The sequence below is a fragment of the Enterococcus sp. 6D12_DIV0197 genome (assembly GCF_002174385.1).
GTDB classification, from domain to species: Bacteria; Bacillota; Bacilli; order Lactobacillales; family Enterococcaceae; genus Enterococcus_D; species Enterococcus_D casseliflavus.
This window is the reverse complement of record NZ_NIBN01000001.1, coordinates 1,844,972-1,865,156: the sequence shown is the minus strand read 5'-3', so window position 1 is coordinate 1,865,156 and position 20,185 is coordinate 1,844,972. Positions and strand designations below refer to the sequence as shown.

At 40.6% G+C, this 20,185-nt stretch carries 19 protein-coding genes; 6 read left to right on the top strand and 13 right to left on the bottom strand.

Translation table 11 applies throughout. From position 1 onward, the window contains the following. Window positions 1–908 precede the first annotated feature (908 nt). A complete protein-coding gene (locus tag A5867_RS08520; RefSeq protein ID WP_087627379.1) occupies window positions 909–1,403 on the top strand; it encodes a hypothetical protein in 495 nt (164 codons plus the stop codon). 20 nt (window positions 1,404–1,423) lie between these two features. Continuing rightward, window positions 1,424–2,482 carry a hypothetical protein gene (locus tag A5867_RS08515; RefSeq protein ID WP_087627378.1) on the top strand — a complete coding sequence of 353 codons (1,059 nt, stop codon included), beginning with the start codon at window positions 1,424–1,426 and terminating at the stop codon, window positions 2,480–2,482. Window positions 2,483–2,665: 183 nt separating this feature from the next. Here A5867_RS08515 and A5867_RS08510 read toward each other — a convergent pair whose 3' ends face one another. Both A5867_RS08510 and A5867_RS08505 read right to left on the bottom strand, forming a co-directional pair. Next, window positions 2,666–3,364, bottom strand: coding sequence for a hypothetical protein (locus A5867_RS08510; protein ID WP_087627377.1), 699 nt, complete (start codon window positions 3,362–3,364; stop codon window positions 2,666–2,668). A 665-nt stretch (window positions 3,365–4,029) separates the two neighbouring features. Continuing rightward, window positions 4,030–5,610, bottom strand: a complete 1,581-nt coding sequence (locus tag A5867_RS08505) for a peptide chain release factor 3 (RefSeq protein WP_005225872.1) — start codon at window positions 5,608–5,610, stop codon at window positions 4,030–4,032. 194 nt (window positions 5,611–5,804) lie between these two features. Between A5867_RS08505 and A5867_RS18100 the strand changes: the two genes are divergently transcribed. After that, window positions 5,805–6,497, top strand: coding sequence for a helix-turn-helix domain-containing protein (locus tag A5867_RS18100; RefSeq protein ID WP_087627365.1), 693 nt, complete (start codon window positions 5,805–5,807; stop codon window positions 6,495–6,497). Window positions 6,498–6,523: 26 nt separating this feature from the next. Beyond that, window positions 6,524–7,390, top strand: a complete 867-nt coding sequence (locus A5867_RS18095; RefSeq protein ID WP_309543749.1) for an IS3 family transposase — start codon at window positions 6,524–6,526, stop codon at window positions 7,388–7,390. Between the two features lie 239 nt (window positions 7,391–7,629). Here A5867_RS18095 and A5867_RS08490 read toward each other — a convergent pair whose 3' ends face one another. The 6 genes from A5867_RS08490 to A5867_RS08465 all read right to left on the bottom strand — a co-directional run bounded on the left by A5867_RS08490 (window position 7,630) and on the right by A5867_RS08465 (window position 13,703). Next, on the bottom strand, window positions 7,630–8,445 hold the full coding sequence (locus A5867_RS08490) for a MetQ/NlpA family ABC transporter substrate-binding protein (RefSeq protein WP_016610206.1): 816 nt from the start codon (window positions 8,443–8,445) through the stop codon (window positions 7,630–7,632). A gap of 5 nt (window positions 8,446–8,450) precedes the next feature. After that, the gene (locus tag A5867_RS08485) at window positions 8,451–9,119 is read right to left on the bottom strand and encodes a methionine ABC transporter permease (protein WP_010748069.1); all 669 of its coding nucleotides are present in this window, start codon (window positions 9,117–9,119) and stop codon (window positions 8,451–8,453) included. Continuing rightward, window positions 9,106–9,831, bottom strand: a complete 726-nt coding sequence (locus A5867_RS08480; RefSeq protein ID WP_087627376.1) for an ATP-binding cassette domain-containing protein — start codon at window positions 9,829–9,831, stop codon at window positions 9,106–9,108. The genes A5867_RS08485 and A5867_RS08480 overlap by 14 nt, the downstream gene beginning before the upstream one ends. Window positions 9,832–9,842: 11 nt before the next feature. Then, the gene (locus A5867_RS08475) at window positions 9,843–10,859 is read right to left on the bottom strand and encodes a lipoate--protein ligase (protein ID WP_087627375.1); all 1,017 of its coding nucleotides are present in this window, start codon (window positions 10,857–10,859) and stop codon (window positions 9,843–9,845) included. Between the two features lie 239 nt (window positions 10,860–11,098). Then, complete coding sequence (locus A5867_RS08470; protein WP_005225867.1) at window positions 11,099–12,475, bottom strand: hemolysin family protein; 1,377 nt, start codon at window positions 12,473–12,475, stop codon at window positions 11,099–11,101. A gap of 112 nt (window positions 12,476–12,587) precedes the next feature. Further along, complete coding sequence (locus A5867_RS08465; RefSeq protein ID WP_010748066.1) at window positions 12,588–13,703, bottom strand: AI-2E family transporter; 1,116 nt, start codon at window positions 13,701–13,703, stop codon at window positions 12,588–12,590. A gap of 143 nt (window positions 13,704–13,846) precedes the next feature. On the opposite strand from A5867_RS08465, the gene A5867_RS08460 reads away from it, so the two are divergent. Further along, entirely contained in the window at window positions 13,847–14,281 is a 435-nt protein-coding gene (locus A5867_RS08460; RefSeq protein ID WP_016610225.1) for a GNAT family N-acetyltransferase, read from the top strand. 67 nt (window positions 14,282–14,348) lie between these two features. Here A5867_RS08460 and A5867_RS08455 read toward each other — a convergent pair whose 3' ends face one another. From A5867_RS08455 to recX, 4 genes are all read right to left on the bottom strand, one after another. Beyond that, a complete protein-coding gene (locus tag A5867_RS08455) occupies window positions 14,349–15,311 on the bottom strand; it encodes an N-acetylmuramoyl-L-alanine amidase (protein ID WP_034858007.1) in 963 nt (320 codons plus the stop codon). A gap of 160 nt (window positions 15,312–15,471) precedes the next feature. Beyond that, a complete protein-coding gene (locus A5867_RS08450) occupies window positions 15,472–16,005 on the bottom strand; it encodes a DUF402 domain-containing protein (protein ID WP_087627374.1) in 534 nt (177 codons plus the stop codon). 93 nt (window positions 16,006–16,098) lie between these two features. Next, a complete protein-coding gene (gene mutY, locus A5867_RS08445) occupies window positions 16,099–17,250 on the bottom strand; it encodes an A/G-specific adenine glycosylase (RefSeq protein ID WP_087627373.1) in 1,152 nt (383 codons plus the stop codon). Continuing rightward, window positions 17,243–18,037, bottom strand: a complete 795-nt coding sequence (recX, locus tag A5867_RS08440; RefSeq protein WP_170927521.1) for a recombination regulator RecX — start codon at window positions 18,035–18,037, stop codon at window positions 17,243–17,245. The genes mutY and recX overlap by 8 nt, the downstream gene beginning before the upstream one ends. Window positions 18,038–18,151: 114 nt before the next feature. Between recX and rlmD the strand changes: the two genes are divergently transcribed. Further along, window positions 18,152–19,528 carry a 23S rRNA (uracil(1939)-C(5))-methyltransferase RlmD gene (gene rlmD / locus A5867_RS08435; protein ID WP_081117300.1) on the top strand — a complete coding sequence of 459 codons (1,377 nt, stop codon included), beginning with the start codon at window positions 18,152–18,154 and terminating at the stop codon, window positions 19,526–19,528. A gap of 71 nt (window positions 19,529–19,599) precedes the next feature. Here the strand turns inward: rlmD and A5867_RS08430 are convergent, their stop codons facing one another. After that, window positions 19,600–20,169 carry a hypothetical protein gene (locus tag A5867_RS08430; protein ID WP_249270031.1) on the bottom strand — a complete coding sequence of 190 codons (570 nt, stop codon included), beginning with the start codon at window positions 20,167–20,169 and terminating at the stop codon, window positions 19,600–19,602. Between the last annotated feature and the right edge of the window lie 16 nt (window positions 20,170–20,185).

Here is a 20,185-nt window from a genome sequence, read left to right as displayed (position 1 = left end):
TTCTTTCTACTGACTAAAAGACCTGACGATTAGAAACGAGGGGCAACTTCATAAAATTAAGAAAGAAAAAAACTCTTTCAAAGGTTTCTTCAAAGAGTCTGATTGTATATTCCTAAAAAAATATGCTTCCTATTAAAATCTAGGGTTCATGAGATAGCCATCCCACACAGTTAGTTTTTTGAGATATCTTTATAATGAAACAAACATGAACGTTTATCAAAACAGGAGTAACCTTGATGTCTCTGTCGCGTGAAGCTAGAAGAATTGTAGGTGCAGATTACTAATTGAATGAAAACGTTAATTGATATTTTTTCATAAGTAACTTTGATATACCTATCTAATAGGAACGCATAAATAGAATCATACTTTTCAATCCCCACCCTACGCAACTGTTCATACGCGTAAAGCTACTTCCAAAATAGTTTCTTAAAAATGATAGAAAGTTGGTTTCTATTGAATTGCAGGGGTTCACTAAAAAAATATCAGACATGAATTTTCAGAACTCGTTTCTCTGACAGCGACTGATTCAGAGCAAATTCTCAGAGACTACGAATAATATTATATTTCGTTTTTTAGGTCCAATCCTAGTTGGAACGACAATTCTTTCAACTCTGAGAAGACGTTGACTTAAAAGTAATACCAAAATATACCCCTGCAACAAAATTAGTTTCATAGTCATTATTACCGAATTGATAATTGGTAGACAGAAAGATCGGTCGACTTGATAATCAACATCATTTGACCACTAGAATATTTAATTAAATTATTTTATAAAAAATCAGATTAATAAAATACTTTCTACTTTTTTATTAAAAATAGCGAAAAAACGGATAATAACATAATACACCATCATTGTATACTTTATTTAAGCAGTAAATCATCTGCAAAAATTAAAGTGAGGTTTTATTATGAAAAAAGTTATTTTGGGTACTACATTCATTGCATCTTTGTTGTTAGCCGGAGGAGTCAACGCGTTTGCTGTGACAGATATCCCTGACCCGATGACGATTCCGATTGAACTCGAATATGGAGTTGCAACATTCGAGTTTAATGACGACATCGAATTGGAAGAATCTGTACAGATTACTAAAGATTTATTAACCGACGGAACTGTGGAAGGAACTATCTTAAATGTAGGTGGTACTTTGACCAATTTAACTGCTTCTACAGCAATCGTTAATATTTATGTTAACGCGCCTGATGACATCATTGTCGACGCCACTAATCCTAACACTTTGACTGCTGAGCCCGTTGCTATTGATTCCTTAAGTACAGACATAACATTTACAATCAATCAAAAATTTGCACAAGATTTTGCTGCATTAGCAGAAGGTGCAGACGCTCCTGTGATCACTGTAACTGCTCAAGATGGTACCGATACTGGTGAAACTCCACCTTTATAATTTTCAGAAGGAAAAAAATCATGAATCATACATTCAAACACAGAAATTCTTTTCTAAGGATTTCTGTGTTGCTTCTCTTACTGACACTGATCAGCAATACAAACATCCGTAATGCAAATGCCGATGAGACGACGAACTCACTGAAACTTACTCTTAGAGAAACAGAATACAAAACTTCTGATAATACCTTGAGTATTTCTCCTGAGATGGAGACGACGTATATTGTTGAAATTACACTAGAAAATGTTGGATCCGGTGATTCATCCATTGTTGTCACGCCTTACACCTCTACTGCTCTCTCACGAGAATCAGCTATCATCTATAGCGATGACCTAAACTTACTGCTAGATGACAAGTATAACTTTTCCAATTATGCATTGATCGAATCAGAAGCATTAGATGATGATGATCAAATTGAGATTCTCCCAAATGAATCCGTTCTTGTGACTGTAACGATTGCTCTTCCAGAGGAGCCTGCACGTGAAGGAACCGTGATGGGAGCAATCAATTTTAGTCAGATCATGGGTCTTGAAACAGCAGAAGATTCAGTTGGTATCAAATCTGTGTATGAGTCACTTATTTTTATCAACTTACTTTTTAGTGATGTAGAAGAGCTCAAAGACGTCGTTTATGAAGACTTCTCCTTTGTTGCTCTTCAGGACACGGTAAACCTACAATTTTACGCACTCAACTATAATCCTATTTTAGGCAACTTGAACAATGCTCTTTACGAACTAATAAATCCAAATGGAGAAACAATTGCCTCTGGGGAGTTAGCAGATTCCGTTCTTTTAACGCCGTTAACCAAATCAAGAATGCAGATCCCTTTACTAGACAATAGTGAACTTATTGAAGGCGAATACCGTTTGACAATAGAAACAACTAGAAAAGCGATCACGACTACTTTTTCTTATGAGAAAGAAGACATGGATAACTTCAAAAAAGAGAACCCTCCAACGAACACTGCCGATGTTCAGACAAATAATCAAATTCTTATCTGGATCATCTTTGTTCTCGTTGCAGCGTTGGCAGCTGCAATCATTTACATCTTAAAATCGAAAAGAAAAAGAGAGGGCTAGTGTTGTGACCCCAAAAGTTAGCTTTTAGGACTAACTTTTGGAGGTCGCTTCAAAGCTCCTTTTTTAGTACCACCAATTAGTCACAAACTTGTTCCAGCAAAAGCACTTATCACCTAGTATTAGAAAAAGATGTGCAGCAAAAAACCGCTCCTATTCAGCTAAGCGGTTTTTCCTACACTAGTTTTAAACATATCTTTTATCAAAAATCACTTCTTTTATAAAAATTGTCGCTATCTCGTACTGGCACTCTTCCTCTAAACGATCCTCATGGACAGTATCATCATTGATATCCTCAAGTGATTCTTCTTGGCTGAATGAATCATTCTCTAATGAGTCTTCTTCCTCTGGGCGTTCAGATTCATCTTCGAGGCCATTGTCTTTTTGCTTTTCATCGTCTTGGTCTTCATCTGTCAAGTTTTCGTCTGGAATCTCTTCTTTTTCCTCATCCGTCTGATTCATTTTTATATCTTTCGTAAAGGTCTCTGAATCATCAATTGCTGTAAACGTGACTGATAGGTAGTACTCAGAGTTGGCATCAAGATATTCCTTTATGTTCAATGTTGCAGCTACGTTAAGAATCATTGATGTTTCATCAGTATCCTCAATCTGAATGATCTTCTCTTCCGAACCGTTCACGCTGTTTAATTCTGCTGAAAATGCTTCTCCGACAGCTGTGATCGTTACGCCAAAAGCACCTTCACTGCCGTTGCTATCGACAGACAGCTGAAGATCTTGTGTGGTTTTCAACAAATAATAGTGTTCGTCCTTAAAGTCAATCGTGTTCAAATCAAAAATCAACGTTTCGGAAACCTCATCAGCTGCAGCCTCTATTGTTGGAAAGAAAAATATCGCCGAAAATATGAATAACAAACTTTTTAGCACTACATGGTCCCCTTTCTGGTTTCAGAAATCACTTTTATTTAATAAATAATCATTTGCTTTAGCAAAATCGATAGATAGATAACTGTAAACTAGCAATAAGACTAATTCATTTTTTGAGTCGCGAAGCCATGGTACACCAACTGAAAACTTAAACCATCTGTTAGAAGTGCTTCAAATGAAGTTTCAAGGGCAATCACCGATTCATGCTCAGATAAAGAAAGCTTAGGCTTCACTAGTAGCATCTGACAAAAAGAACATGTCCCTCGATCAAATGATTAAACGACCTCTATCACTGGCAATCTATTCTGTGCTTTCCCCCTACTTTCAAACAAGTGAAAATTTCCTGAATCATCAAATGTGCCTATAACATTTTTCTATTCATTTCAAATGCATTTCCTTGTGGTCACCTTTAATACTACGCTCTTTTTCCGACTCATTTTATCTTGTTTTAAAAGAATGTTTATGAATTAGGATAATTGTCTGATCATTGGACGATTGCCCCCAATCATGCAACCTTCCTTCTGTATCAAAAGCACGTTTTCAGCAAAAAAAGCCCCTTCTTATCCATTTGGATAAGAAAGGACTTTCTACGATCGTTCAATTAAAAATGATTAGCCTAACGTACAAACTTGCACCTACGTAGATAGTCTGGCGGAAAACGACTCTTACATCAAGCTCTTCAATTCGACATCTGGGTACTTGTCAGCGAACCAACGCATCGCAAATTGGTTTTCAAACAAGAACAATGGCTGGTCGAAACGGTCTTTCGCTAAAATGTTACGACTGGAGCTCATACGCTCATCTAAGTCTTTCGGATCGATCCAGCGAGCGATCTTGTGGCCCATTGGGGTCATAATGACTTCCGCATTGTACTCATTCATCATGCGATATTGGAAAACTTCAAATTGCAGTTGCCCGACAGCACCGATGATATACTCATCACTAAGATACGTCTTGTACAACTGGATAGCCCCTTCTTGGACCAACTGATAGATTCCTTTGTGGAAAGATTTTTGCTTCATCACATTTTTTGCAGTGACTTTCATGAAGAGTTCCGGAGTAAATGATGGTAGCTCTTCGTAAGCAACTTTTAGTTTTCCTTCATAGATCGTATCGCCAATTTGGTAATTTCCCGTATCATAAACCCCGATGATATCTCCAGCGACTGCTTCTTCAATATTTTCTCGGGTATCTGCCATAAATTGTGTCACATTGCTGAGTTTCATTTTTTTGCCAGTACGCTCAAGTGTCACGTCCATGCCTCGTTCAAAGGTTCCTGAACAAATACGGACAAAGGCGATCCGGTCACGATGGGCAGGGTTCATATTTGCTTGGATCTTGAACACAAACCCAGACATTTCTGGTTCATAAGGACTGACTTCATCACCAGCCAAAGTTTTGTGACCGTAAGGCGCTGGTGCAAAGGACAAGAAGGTTTCCAAAAAGGTCTGCACTCCGAAATTCGTAAGGGCGGAACCAAAGAACACGGGTGTTTGATCGCCTCGTGCGATTTTTTCTGTATCAAAGGCATCACCAGCTTCTTGCAACAATTCCACTTCTTCTAAAACTTGTTGGAACAGCCCATCTTCGGCAAATGGATGATCTGCAGGAAATTGTCCATTTTCATCTAGGGCAACTAAACGTTCCCCACCGTGATTGTCTGGACGATAAAATTCGACCCGTTGGTTATGGATATCATACAGTCCTTCCAAGCCTTTCCCCATGCCGATCGGCCAATTCATTGGAAATGATTCGATCTCTAAAAGATCTTCTAGTTCTTCTAATAGTTCTAATGGTTCACGGCCATCACGGTCGAGTTTATTGATAAAGGTAAAGATCGGAATACCGCGTTTTTTAACGACCTGGAAGAGTTTTTTCGTTTGCGCTTCGATCCCTTTTGCGCTATCGATCACCATGACCGCACTATCCACCGCCATCAAGGTACGGTAGGTATCTTCAGAAAAGTCCTCATGCCCAGGGGTATCTAAAATATTGACCCGTTTGCCTTGGTAATCAAACTGCATAACAGAACTGGTAACGGAGATCCCCCGTTGTTTTTCAATTTCCATCCAGTCGGACTTTGCGAAATTCCCAGTCTTTTTCCCTTTGACCGTACCAGCTTGGCGAATCGCGCCACCGAATAATAATAATTGTTCTGTGATGGTTGTTTTCCCCGCATCCGGGTGGGAAATAATCGCAAAGGTACGGCGACTATCTACTTGTTGTTTTAATTTTGGATTATCCATTGATTTTATTGCTCCATTTCTTGTATTTACAATGCGAACAGTGACCATTTTAGACTGTCGCTAGTTTTCTGACCAAATCAGTATATCATGGATAAGGGTGATAAAAAAGCAAAAAAAGACAAGAACCCCCTTTTGATATGCTCCCCCTATATAGGACACTGAAATATAAAGTGGCTTATATAGGGGGAGTTTGTATGTCTAGAGGAAAAATGAAATTAAGTTCAGAAGAACGGCTAGCTTTTGTAGAAAGAGCTTTAAAAAATGAAGCTAGCATAAACAGCCTGGCCAAAGAAGCACAAGTAAGTTTCAGTACGATAGAAAGGTGGATCACTCTTTATGAGAATGAAGGACCCACAGGTTTACTCCCTACAAAAAGGAATCAATCATACTCAACAGAGTTGAAACTGAATGCGGTCCATGATTATTTAGCTGGAACACATGGTAGCTTAAGAGCTGTCGCCAAGAAATACGGGCTTCGTAACAAAAAACAATTAGAAGACTGGTTAAAGATATATAATACTCATAGAAACTTCAAATCAGAAAGTGGTGGAAGTAGAATGAGTAAATCCAGAAAAACAACATTGAATGAACGAATTAAAATTGTGCATGACTGTATTATCAACGGTCGAGACTATGGGAAAACCGCAATTCAGTACCAAGTCTCTTACCAACAAATTCGGAACTGGGTGTTGAAATACGACGAGATGGGAGAAAAAGGCTTAGAAGACCGTCGAGGGCAACGAGCGGGAAGTAAACCTGCCAGAACACCCGAAGAAGAAATGCGCGATAAACTGGCTCAACAAGAACGACGGATCAAGTTGCTTGAAATGGAAAATGACCTGTTAAAAAAAGTCAGCGAGTTAGAAAGGAGGCGGGATTTGAATTAGTTCGTCATACGTTTGAATACCAATCGATCAAAGAGCTGCACGAGACAAAAAGCTATCCAATTAACACCATGTGTACACTGCTCCATGTCACAAGATCGGCCTATTATTGTTGGTTAAAAAATCCCAAACTGCCTGAAGTGGTGTTGAATGAACAGTTGGCAGACCTTGTTCGTTATATTTATGAAGCAGACAACGATAAAGGATATCGCAGAATCTGTGAAGATCTCGTGAATGATTATGGCTTTCAAGTGAATGACAAGCGTATTCTTCGAATCTGTCGCAAACTTCAAATCCAATCAACCATCAAGCATTCAGGGAATAGTATCACTAAGGCATCCAAGACTCCGTATCATATTGCGAAAAATTATTTGAATCGAAAGTTCTATGCGGATCAACCGAATCAAAAATGGCTAACAGATGTGAGTGAATTCAAGTATTATGAAGGGGCCGAAGTGAAGAAAATCTATTTGAGCGCTATTCTCGATCTCGCCGATCGTCGCATTGTTTCATTTGTCATCAGCGACAAAAATGGCAATAAATTAGTCTTTGATACCTTCGATCAAGCAGTCGCCGCCGAACCAACCGCTCATCCGCTATTTCATAGCGATCGCGGATTTCAATATACAAGTAAAGTTTTTTGCACAAAGCTAAAGAAAGCGAAAATGAAGCAGAGTATGTCTCGTGTCGCCCGTTGTACCGATAATGGTCCAATGGAAGGTTTCTGGGGAATGCTTAAGCGAGAAAAATATTATCGGCGAAAGTTTATCAGTAGAGAAAGTCTCGTTGAAATGATCGAGAAATACATGAACTATTACAACAATGGTCGCTATCAACGATGTTTGAAGAGCAAAACACCGATCCAAGTTCATCAAGAATTATTAATGGCAGCTTAATCACTCCCCCTCTTAGACAAGCGAATAGAATAAATCCGCTTAACCAAGAAGGAGACCAGTCGAGCAAAGTTGAGGTTAAACAAAGTAAAAAACATAAAAACTGCCTACCGAATTTCGGTAGACAGTCGTCAAAATAATTTTATTCTATTTCATTGTCCACTTGACGGGGAGCCCAGCATTTGACTACTCTCTTTTACAGAGTTAGGCAAAGGGCGTTCTTTCCATTTGATGGAAATAAATTAAAATGCTGGCAATAAGGTATCGCTATGGTCGTTTTCTAAAAATTCGCGAACTTTATCGCTAGTCATGGCACGGCGCAAAACGGCGATTTTTTCAGAATCTTGATTGTCTTCTCGAGCAACCAATGAGATAGCAAAGCGATCATCGATCGTTTTTTCTAAGAAAAGGGCATCGGCTGGTTTCAAACCGATTTTCGCGATATAGGTTGGGTAGTTGTATACCAAGGATACATTCGGTTCATCATAGGCTTCCGCAAGATTCAGTAAATCAACAGATAACCATTCAAAGTTTTTGGGATTTTCGGTAACGTCTTTAAGTGTTCCATTGACACCAACGCCTTCTTTAAGAGTGATCAATCCTTCTTCTGCTAAAATCGCTAACGCTCGACCTTCGTTAGACACATCATTCGGCAATGCAACTTTTGTTCCTTCTGGAATATCATTGATATCCGTATACTCTTTGGAATAAAAACCGACTTTTGCGTTGTAGATTTTATCTAATGCCACTAGGTTTGCATCTTTTTCTTCATTATACATTTGCATATATGGTTCATGTTGCGCAAAGTTGGCATCGACCTCGTCATTATTCAGCAGCTCATTGTACTGGATATTGTCATTGACTTGGACCAACTGGATTTCCCAGCCATCTTCCACTGCTTCCGCTGCAACTTTTACGACATCGGTCATTGGCGTCGTTTGCGAAGCGACCTTGATGATTTTCTCTTCGCTCGCCTCATCCGAACCCGTACCGCAAGCCCCCAATACACCTAATGCCAATACACTCAATCCTAAAACAAATCCTTTTTTCACTTTCATTCCTCCTATTTTCGTTTATCAAGTTTTCTTGCTGCTTGATTGCCAATCCCTTGCAGGATAAAGACCAAAAGAATCATGATGATAATTGCAAAATACATGACGCCATATTCATATCGTTGATAGCCATAGCGGATCGCAAAATCGCCGATACCACCACCGCCGACGATCCCCATCACCGTCGAATAAGAAACCATACTGACTGCTGTCGTCGTTAAAGATAAAATCAAGCCGCTTCTAGCTTCCACTAGTAAAAACGACCAAACGTATTGCCATTGACTGACGCCAAGGGATTTCGCCAAATAAGAAACTTCTTCTGGGACATCCAGCAGTACTTGCTCCGTCAAGCGAGCAAAAATACTCATAGCAACGATACTCAAAGGGAAACTGGCGGGAATCGGTCCAAATGAGCTGCCTAAAAGCATTCGCGTCAGTGGGATCAAGGCTACGACAAATAATAGAAACGGAAACGAGCGGATGATCGTCACAACGAGATTCAAACCCTCATAAAGAAATGAGATTTTTTTTCCACGACTGCGGCTAAGGAAGAGCCAGACACCTAGCGGTAGTCCTAAGACAATGGCTGCGAGCATCGAAATCCCCATCATGATCGCTGTTTCTTTCAAAGACTGAAGTAATTCAGGCAGATAATACAAAATACTCTCACTGATCGTCATGCAGCAAACTCCTCTCCACTTTGTCCACATAAGAGCTTTCTTTGCGGACAATTGGCTGCGGATGATTGACAAATTCCGCCGCAAAGACGGCATCTTCCAATACAAACACACGTTGACAAATATGTCTGACTGCGGTTAGCTCATGACTAACGAAAATGACTGCTGGCTGAAACGTCTGTTGAACTTTTTGCAGTAAAGCAAGTACATCGGCTTTCGTATCTTCATCCAGCGCACTAGTGGGTTCGTCACACAGCAAGATTTTCGGCTCACGGATCAACGCCCGTGCGATAGCTACTCGTTGTTTCTCCCCACCGCTCAACTTGGCTGGATAACTGTCAGCTTTGTCTTCCATCCCAACAAATGAAAGCATCTCCAACACCTTCTCCGATGATTTCCCCATTAACTTCAAGGGCAAATAGACATTTTCAAAAACGGTTCGATTGTGTAGCAGATTGTAATTTTGAAAAATCATGCCGATTTCCTGCTGCGCATGTAGCAGTTGCTTTTTGTTTAAGGGATCGATTCGTTTCCCGTCAAAGAGCAGCTCCCCACTGTCAGGTGTCTCAATTAAGTTCAAAAGCCGAAGCAACGTTGATTTCCCCGAGCCGCTTTTGCCGACGACCCCAACGATTTCCCCCGGCTGAACAGCAAAAGAGAGACCATCTAGGACGCTTCGATCGTAACGCTTTGTGATGTTGATGGCTTCTAGCATCTTTTTTCCTCCTAATCAAACAGCAACGCAAGAAATTCAGCGTTAGTCATCTGATGGATAAATTGCTCGATGGCAATATCCTTTAGCAAGCGGCTGATGGTGTTTTGTTCAAAATCAATACCTTGCAGCATCGCTTCAAGTTCACTGATCTCTTTTTGTCCAAAAAAATCACCGGTAATTTGAATCGCTGCAATCTTGCCTTTGTTGACAGTAAAATCGACTTCAACGATCCCAACCTGCGCAAACCGCTTTCTTTTTTGCCATTCAAAAGCAGGCGCTTCATTAAAAATCCACTCATTGTTCGCGTAACGTTCTTCAAACAACGTTTGGATTGCTTGGCGATCCGCATCCGTCAAGACGATCTCTTGCTCACTGATTTCATCAATCGATTCTACTTCATAGATTCGGCAAAGGAGTGTATCTCGAAATGCCTTGGTATCCATTGATTGGTATTGTTCTGCCAAATACGGTTTAATATTCGTCACACTTTTCCGTACGGATTTCGTTGCTTTAGAGGCAATTTTTTCTTGGGCAACGTGTAGGACTTTTGTTAATTCTTCTAGATCCACATCATACATCAATGTGCCATGAGAATACGTTCGACCTTTTTTTGTATACATCGCATTGCCAGAAAACTTTTTCCCATCAATGAACAGATCATTGCGGCCATGTACTTCTACCTCCTTGGCTCCCATTGCCGCTAAGCCTTTCATGATCGGTTGTGTTGCACTTTGGTAGTCACCAAAACTCGTGGCATCTTTTTTGGTGACAAAACTAAAGCTCATGTTGCCTAGATCGTCATAAACTGCTCCACCGCCAGATGTCCTGCGAGTCAACACGATATTGCGACTCCTTAAATAGTCAAAATCAATCTCTTGATACGCATTTTGATTTCTGCCGATTATAACACATGGTTTTTGTATGTATAACAGAAGACAAGGTTCTGAAACATCTACGTTATTCATTAAATACTCTTCAGTTGCCAAATTGTAACGGATATCCTCACTAAGCATACGGTAAAATTTCATTTCAAGCCCCTCGTTCTCATTAGATTTCTATGGATATTCTCGCTTTTCTTACGGAAAATTGCAATCAAACTGCTTAACGATAAGATACACGTGTTTTTTTATCTGTTTTCAAACTGTATTATTGATTAGATTTATCGTAACCGTTTCTTACAAACAAATCAAGGGGAATAAGTAAAAAAAAGGAACAAAAAAGACCAAAGCAGATGCCTTGGTCTTTCTCATTTCATTCATGCGTAACTTTAACGGCGAGGCTCATCTTCCTCAAAATCTTTGCGGAAATAGCGGCGTTCTTCTTCTGGTTCCACTTCGCCTTCTTCTGGATCATGGAAGATTACACGGATCTTCAAGACACGTGATCCTTCCATTTCTTCAGAAATCAATTTCACGTTATCGACTTCAAAGGAAAGTTTTTCTCCTTCATCTGGAATCATTCCTAAAGCAGTGATCAGGTAGCCTGCCATCGTATCGACGTCGCTCATATGCAAGCTCATATTGAAAGCTTCATTGAAATCATCGATCAGCATCCGACCTTGGATCACGTATTCTTTATCAGAGATTTTTTCATAAAGCTCTTCGACCTCATCGGATTCATCATCGATCTCACCGACGATTTCTTCAAGCAAGTCTTCTAACGTAACTAACCCAACGACTCCGCCGTATTCATCAAGCAAGATCGCCATTTGGTTTTGGGTTTTCTTTAATTCATAAAGCAAATCATCAATAAAGACTGTTTCTGGAACAAACAGTGGTTCTTGCAAGATCTGCTTGATGTCCATTGTTTCAAAGCCGTATTTGTAGGCACATTTCAAAAGGTTTTTGGTATGCAAAATCCCAACGACTTTGTCTTTATCTTCATTATATACAGGAATACGAGAATAATTTTCTGCTAAAATTTCAGTCAAAATTTCTTCTACTGAGTCATTGATATCCACCATAAAGGCAGAGGTTCGGGGAACCATGACTTCACGGGCGACTTTCGTATCTAATGAAAAGATCCCTTGCAGCATCTCTAATTCATCTTCTTCAAAGACTCCTTCTGTTTCCAACATATACCGCATTTCATCACGGGTCATCTTTGTGTCTTCATCGTCAAATTCCATTGGAGTGATCCGCGCCAATAAGCTTGTTGAAGCAGATAAGAACCAGACGAAGGGTTTTGCAATAATCCCGATCGTTCGAATCACACCAGAAGTGAACTGGGCAACTTCTTCTGATTTGTTCATGGCGATACGTTTTGGATACAACTCACCGAAAACGATCGACACATAGGTCAAGATCGCTAAAACGATAATGTTCGCTAAGCTTTTAGCCGCCGTTCCTCCACCTAATAAAGGTGCCAGACGGGTCGACAAGGTATCTGCCAGAGATGCCCCAGATAAGATATTCACCAAGGTAATCCCAACTTGGATCGTTGACAAGAAATTTGTTGGATTATCAATGATTTTCAATAATTTTTGTGATTTGACATTTCCTTCTTCCGCTTTTTGCTCCACACGGTTTTTGTTGACTGAGACGACTGCGATCTCAGAGGCCGCTAGAAAAGCGTTGATCAATGTCAAAACGATCAATAATAAAATTTGCGCTAGAAGCGACTGACTCTCGGGGTCAGCATTCATAATAGCATTCTCTCCTTATTTTTTCATATTCTAAAAAAAATCGTGGGCTTAGCCCACGATAAAATCCTATCACAAAGTTTTTTTCTTTGCAATAAAAAACACCAGTCATTGATTACTCGATCAACCGTTCTTGATTTTTCTTGATTTTGTCATCTTTGATCAGACGAACAATAAAGACCACGATCGTCCGACAAATTGCGTAAAACGGTACTCCTAAGAAAATTCCCAGCAAACCTGCCAGATTTCCAGCGACCAATAAAACCAAGATGATCGTTAATGGATGGATCGCTAATGATTTTCCGATCACATTCGGGTAGATAACATTTCCATCTAATTGTTGGACGACTAGTACCACGACACAGCACAGCAATGCGCGGAACGGTTCATCAAACACCGTCACTAAGACTGCTGGAATCAAGCCAAGATACGGACCTAAATAAGGAATCAAGTTTGTGACCCCTGCGATCACCCCAAAAAGAAAGGCATAGTTGACGCCGATCATCCAGTACCCAATAAACGTGAAGGTAGCGACGAAAATACATTCGATCGCTTGCCCACTGATGTAATTGGATAGAGTCTTGTTTAAGTCACCTAGCAACCCAACAATCTGGTCTCGTCTTCTTTCTGGAAAGACAGTTTTCAGATTAGGAACTAGCTTTTCTCCATCCTTCAACATGTAGAAAAGGATGAATGGGACTGTAACGATGATCATCGTCGCGGAAGCAATCGTACTGACGATCGATCCTAAGCTAGTGGATAACCCACTAAGAAACTGCTGCAGCAAAGAACCATAAGAAAGATTTAGGTTTTCTAACTGCTGCGCGATATCGATTTGTTTGAAAAATGGATCATCTGCGATTCTTGAGATCCAGCTTTCCATATTTTTGGCAAATGTTGGAATATTTTCCGCCAATGAAGTAATCTGACTCACCAGATTAGGAATAACGCTGACAAAAATCAAGATGATTGCTGCTACTAATAACAATAGAACCAATATGACAGCAAACAGTCGTTTTATTTTTGTCGTTTTCATCAAAAATAGGACGATTGGATTTAGCAGATAATACAGAAAGCCAGCAATCAATACTGGTGCAAATAAAGTAGAAAAAAACGTGCCGATCGGTGCAAATAGAAAATTGACTTTACTTAACACAAACACGAGTGTCACTAAAACCAATGCTTCCAATGACCAAAAGAACAGTTTTGATTGTTTGAATTTGTCGAACAAAAGATTCCCTCCCTTTTTTATAACATTATAGTTGATTTTGTAAAAAAAAGCTTGCGACTTTAGCCGCAAAAAAAGAAATTTGTAAAAAAAGTGGTATACTAATAAAAATAACGGAGAAATCATAGCTGAGGTGAGTTTTTTTTATGCATATCGCACAAACAAAAGATACGCTAAGTGAGATCTATTTGGCGTCATTGAAAATACGAAATCAAGTGTTCGTGAAAGAGCAAGGGGTTCCATTAGCATTAGAAGTAGATGAAAATGAGGCATTGGCTGTTCATTTCGTCTTATATGACGATGACAATGAAGCAGTCGCAACCTTACGTTTTTTACCGATCTCTGATCATGAGGTGAAATTACAGCGAATGGCGGTGCCAGCTGCTCATCGAGGTTCAGGCTACGGCAGGCAGTTGATCGAGGGAGCGGAAGCTTTCATTCAAAAACAAGGAATCAAAAAAGTCACATTAGGGGCACAGTTAACTGCCAAAGAATTTTACTTGAAGTTAGGTTATCAGCCTGAAGGCGATGTCTTTTTAGACGCGGATATGCCCCATATCAAAATGAGCAAAACCTTTTAACGAGCTGTGATTACTTAAAACAGCGACCCCAAAACAGATCCTTTCTCTGTTTTGGGGTCGCTGCTTTTTATTCCTCTGCTTCAACGATCTCTTCAATCGCTGTAAGCAACGCTTGCGCCACCCTTTGATCATAGCCTTCACTTGTAATCACCGCTAAATCACTGTCACTGTTCAAATAACCTAACTCCAACAAAACTGCTGGAATATATTGCTCTCGTAAAACATAATAGTTACCAAAACGAGTGCCGTTGGAACTCAATGCCACTGAACTACTCAAACTGGAAGTGATCGTTTCTGCCATCTCTTTTGCCCCAGTATAGTAATAGTAAGTTGTCAGTCCTTGATTGCTGTTTGGTAGCTCTGAATTGTCGAAATGAATGCTGATAAATAGATCTGGTTCCTCCGAGAGTGAAGCTGCAGTAATTTCAGACAGCGCTAAATAGCGATCTTCGGTGCGTGTATATCTGACTTGAATTCCCGCTTGGGTCAGTACTTCGCCGATCGTTTGGACGGTGGCTAACGTCAAATCTTTTTCCATGATCGTTTGATCCGTTGACAGTGCCCCAGAATCTTCGCCGCCGTGCCCCGCATCAAGAACGACTTTAAAGTCTGACAATTTTTTTGGAGTCTCCGAAAGTGGAACTTCTTGGATGGATGCAGAATGCTTTTCAATGTAACCCGTTATTCCATCGTCAGTTTGGATTTCAACCATCTCTTCTGTTTGACTAAGTACGGTTGCCCAACTTCCACGGTGGATCTTCCCGATGACGGTTTCTTGACTTGTTGTCTGATAAATCGATACATAATCGTTCTCACTTTCAATCGCTGCATCGTATTCTGAGGGATCCACGTAAATTTGGACCATGCTTGCCGTTTGTGCGACCTCTTCTGCTTGAGCGTCCGACTCGGTTTGAGCCGTGCTTTCTTGGGTCTCTTCTTGAACAAAATGATCATTTCTCAACACAGCAAAACCTGCCGCAAAAAGTAGAATCATGGTAGTACCGATAACAAGCTTCCCTTTTTTCTTCATTTGCTTCCCCCACTTTTTTCTTGGTCTTTCTATCATGGGACTAGCAGCTTAAACAGAACTTAAAGGCAACTGCTAGAAGCAACCCTCTCACAGCACAAAAAAACTTCAACCGAAATGGTTGAAGTTTCTCGGGAAAAATGAGCGATCCGACCCATTTCACTTATTTTTGAGACAACTGCTTGTAGCGATCATACCAAATGTCCAAATACCCTTGCGAAAAGGGTCCTTTGCCATTATTGATCCAATCTACTAAAATTTTGACATTTTCTTTCAAGATAAAATCAATGTCTTGTGGATATTGCATAATCTTACTGTGCAATTCATACTCATCCACATCTAGTAAACGTTTCTCGCCATCAGGAAATACTTTGATATCAAGGTCATAATCGATATATTTCAATGCCTCTTCATCAAGTAAATACGGTGAAGCAAGATTACAATAATAGGAAACCCCCTTTTCTCGAATCATTGCAATAACATTAAACCAGTATTTTTTATGAAAATATACAATTGCTGGTTCACGGGTAACCCAGCGTCTTCCATCTGATTCGGTCACTAATGTATGATCGTTGACCCCTATCACTGAGAATTCACTGGTCTTTAAGACCATCGTATCCCGCCACGTTCGATGCAAATTGCCGTCATGTTTGTAGCTTTGAATGCTGACAAACTCTCCTTCTTTTGGAACTCGCATAGCAACCCTTCCCTCAGCAAGAAAACTTGCGTTTTGTTTGGGTGTTCATTACACCGACATCGTTAATATTATAGCAATAAAAGAAAGCTTTGCCTAGAAATCTTTATCGAGTTTCTGATATTTCTTTAATTGATCCACCAATTTCTGCTGGGGTTTTGGGAAAACATAGTTTTGAAAGGATTCTTTTGCTGCCCATTCGCTGTCTTGTAACGTGAGCTCTCCACGTTTTCTGCCGTAAAATAAAAGGACGTGCCATTTCAAATGACTAAAGATATGAGTGATCTCGCCAAAATGTCGTTTTTGCCAAACGACAGGCAGATCAGGAAAAATTTCGAGCGCATCATCTTCGGCAATCAAATCCAACTGCAGCTGCTCCTCTTTTGCCCATGTTCGCTGCAGAGCCTCGTACTGTTCTTTCGACACTTCTACCAACGGAAAATGCCACATAGAAGCCAATAAGCCTGTTTCAGGTCGCTGCACGAGTAAAAACGAGCCTTGATCTTCGATGGCGCCTGCGATGTAATAGACATCTTTTGGCTTTGCTTTTTTCGATTTCACTGGAAAGTCTGTTTGTCGATTCTCCGCATAAGCAAGACAATACTGACTGATGGGACACTCTTCACATTTCGGTGTGGTGGGTGTACAGATTCGTGAGCCAAGATCCATCAAGGCTTGATTAAACTCGCCGGGTTCATCGGGAGAAATGATCGTTCTCATCGCCTCGTCGAATGGTCTTCGGCTGCTGGCTTTCGCAATATCTGCTTCGATACAAAATAACCGACTGACGACCCGCATCACATTTCCATCGATTGCCGGTTCTGGCAAGCCAAAAGCTATACTGCCAATGGCTCCAGCTGTGTAGGGACCAATTCCTTTTAATGAGCGAATCTCTTCAATTGATTGGGGCATTTCTCCGTCGAATTCGGCAACGATTTGCTGGGCGGCAGCCTTAAGATTACGAGCACGAGAGTAATAACCTAAACCTTCCCAAACCTTTAAAAGCTTTTGTTCTTCGGCTGCCGCCAAGTCTTGGATCGTCGGGAATTGTTCCATAAAACGATAGAAATAGCCAATCACTGTCTCCACTCGTGTTTGTTGAAGCATGATCTCTGAGATCCAGATTGCATACGGATCGTTGGTCGCCCGCCAAGGGAGATTGCGTTTTTCTTTATGATACCAAGTTAAAAATGTTTCTTGGAACGTCTTGATTTTTTCTTCATCCCAAGTTTCCCACTGCTTACTCATCCATTACTTCCTCATCTAAGAATCGTTGTATATCATCGATGGCAAACCCTTTTTGATAAAGGCCTTGCTTGATTTTCATTTTTCGTTTCATCAACGCTAACCGCTGATGCCGCCGTATAAGTCGGGCACCTTCTCTTTGGAGCGCTTCATTTTCTTGGTCCTCATCTTTTTCCATCGGTAATTCATCCAAAATCATCTGAATGACTCCTTGATGAAAACCTTTTTGCATCAAATGCATTTTTATCTTTTGGATCATTTCTTTATGGCTTTTATTGTGAAAACGACGCATCGCTTTTTCAGCCGTATGATAACCGACTTCAAACTGCATTTCCTCGGTATACAAAGGCAATACTTCCTGAATCACGGAATCTTTTAATCCTTTTTTTCTCAATTGCTGACTGATGACCACGGGTCCTTTATCACTCATACGGACTTGGGTGCGAATGTAGCTTTCTCCGTAGTTTTTGTCATCGATCAAATTCAACTCTTTCAGACGTTCAACGACTAAGTCTCGGTCTTGTTTTTCGATTTCTTTGTCTTTCAAATAGGTACGGACTTCCATTTCAGAACGCAGCTGATAGCTGATATAGTTCATGGCTTGCTGCAATCCTAAATCAAACCCCGCACTTTTTTTGATTTCTTTTAATTCTTCTTCACTCAGTTCCTTGCCTTTTAATAGCCGAAAACGGACCAAAAGATCTTCTGAGACCCGCAGCGTTTCACCTTCTGATGTCGCCACTTCATAAAATGGTCCTTTTCCTTTATTGATACGAATAATTGTATTCATCTTCTTCACCTCGCGAACGTACATTCTATTTTACCACAACTACGATGAAATTCCTTCTAATCAAGCTGAAAAAATGTGGTAAAATGAACTGACTATTTTATTTAAGGAGTTCACATGGCAAATACACAAGTCCAGCTTGGACAAAAACTACAACTAACGATCAAACGCTTGGGGATCAACGGAGAAGGCATTGGGTATTACAAAAAGTTGATCATCTTTGTTCCCCGTGTTCTACCGGGGGAACAGGTCATTGCCGAAGTCACCAAAGCATCTCCCCGCTTTGCTGAAGCCAAGATGACCAAAATCATCAAGCCAAGCAGCGATCGCATCCAACCACCCTGCAAGTTTTACGACCGGTGCGGCGGCTGCCAATTGCAGCACTTAGTCTACGACAAACAATTAGACTTCAAAAAAGACCTTTTGAAACAAGCACTTGAAAAATTCAAGCCAAAAGGCTACCAACAGTTTGAACTAAGAGATACTTTAGGCATGGATGTTCCTTGGCATTACCGCAACAAAGCACAATTTCAATTGCGTTACAACAGTCAAACCAAACGAATCGAAGCGGGTTTATACGAAATGGAATCTCATCGCTTAGTCGCCATTGATGATTGCCTCGTACAAGAACAAGATACGCAAAAAGTGATCAACGGCATTGTCCAATTGTTGAATAAATACCAGATCCCGATTTACGATGAACGCAAGAACAGCGGGATTCTAAGGACATTGATGGTTCGTATCGGGATCGCGACTGGCGAAGTTCAAGTCGTGTTTATTACCAACTCTGTCAAACTGCCGCAAAAAAATGCGCTGATTCGCGAGATCAATCAGCGCTTGCCGCAAGTCGTTTCCATCATGCAAAATGTGCAAAACAAAAAAACGTCCGTCGTCATGGGAGAGGAAACGATTCATCTTTGGGGCAAAGAAGCGATCGAAGAACGGTTGAATGAACTGACCTTCGACTTGTCCGCCCGCGCATTCTTCCAGCTGAATCCACAGCAAACCAGCATCTTGTATCAAGAAGGGTTAAAAGCCCTTGACTTGAGCAAAAATGAAACAGTCGTTGATGCCTATTGCGGTGTGGGAACGATTGGGTTGAGCGTGGCTCCTTATGCCAAAGAAGTCCGCGGCATGGACATTATTCCTCAAGCAATTGAAAATGCCCAAGAAAATGCACGCCGCATTGGTGCCCAAAATACCCATTATGAAACGGGAACTGCTGAGGAGCTCTTACCAAAATGGTTCAATGAAGGCTTCAAACCTGATAGCATCATTGTTGATCCGCCAAGGACAGGCTTGGATGAACGATTATTGCAAGCTTTGCTGAAACAACCACCGAAGAAGATGGTCTATATATCTTGTAATGTTTCTACTTTAGCAAGAGACTTGGTCCAATTAGCCAAAGTGTTTCACGTAGAATATCTGCAATCAGTAGATATGTTTCCACAAACCGCCCGCTGCGAAGTAGTGGTAAAATTGACCAGAAAATAAACACTCGCCTGACAAATCATCTTGTGATTTGTCAGGCGAATATTGTTTTCGTTGTCTTTTAAGCATAACGATTAATTGATTTGTAAGACGAGGACTTTCGTGGCAATAAAGGTGTCCCCTACTCGCTGCCCATAAAGACTTACCGATCGTTCAAGCTGCAGATCCGCACGTGACCCCTCCACGATTCGAGAATTATGCGATTGTGCATCATATAGAATTACTTTTATCTCAGTCTCGCTAGTAATCGTAAAGGATAATCTTTCCTCAGATGCGATCGCCATATCAAAGACTTCGCCGTCTTCCCCTGTTCCTTGAGAAATGTTCGTCAATTCCATCTCAAAACGATCATCATCAATAAGAATGAGTGTGCCCGTTTCATCTGCTTGTGCCAATTCCTCATTCGCTCGCTCTGCATCTGTCTGAGTCACTTGTTGCGCTTTTGTCTGATCGGTTTGATCGGTTTGATCGTGATTATTTTGCGTCTCGTCTCCACTTTGACTTGATTGTGTTTGCGCTTGCGGCGTATTGATTTGGTTGTTGATGGGTACGTTGTCGTTGTTTGTCTGTGGGTCATTCGCAGCAACACCGCAACCACTAAGTAATGCCACAAACAAAATAATTGCTGTTTGTTTTTTTATCATAAAAAACACCTTCCTT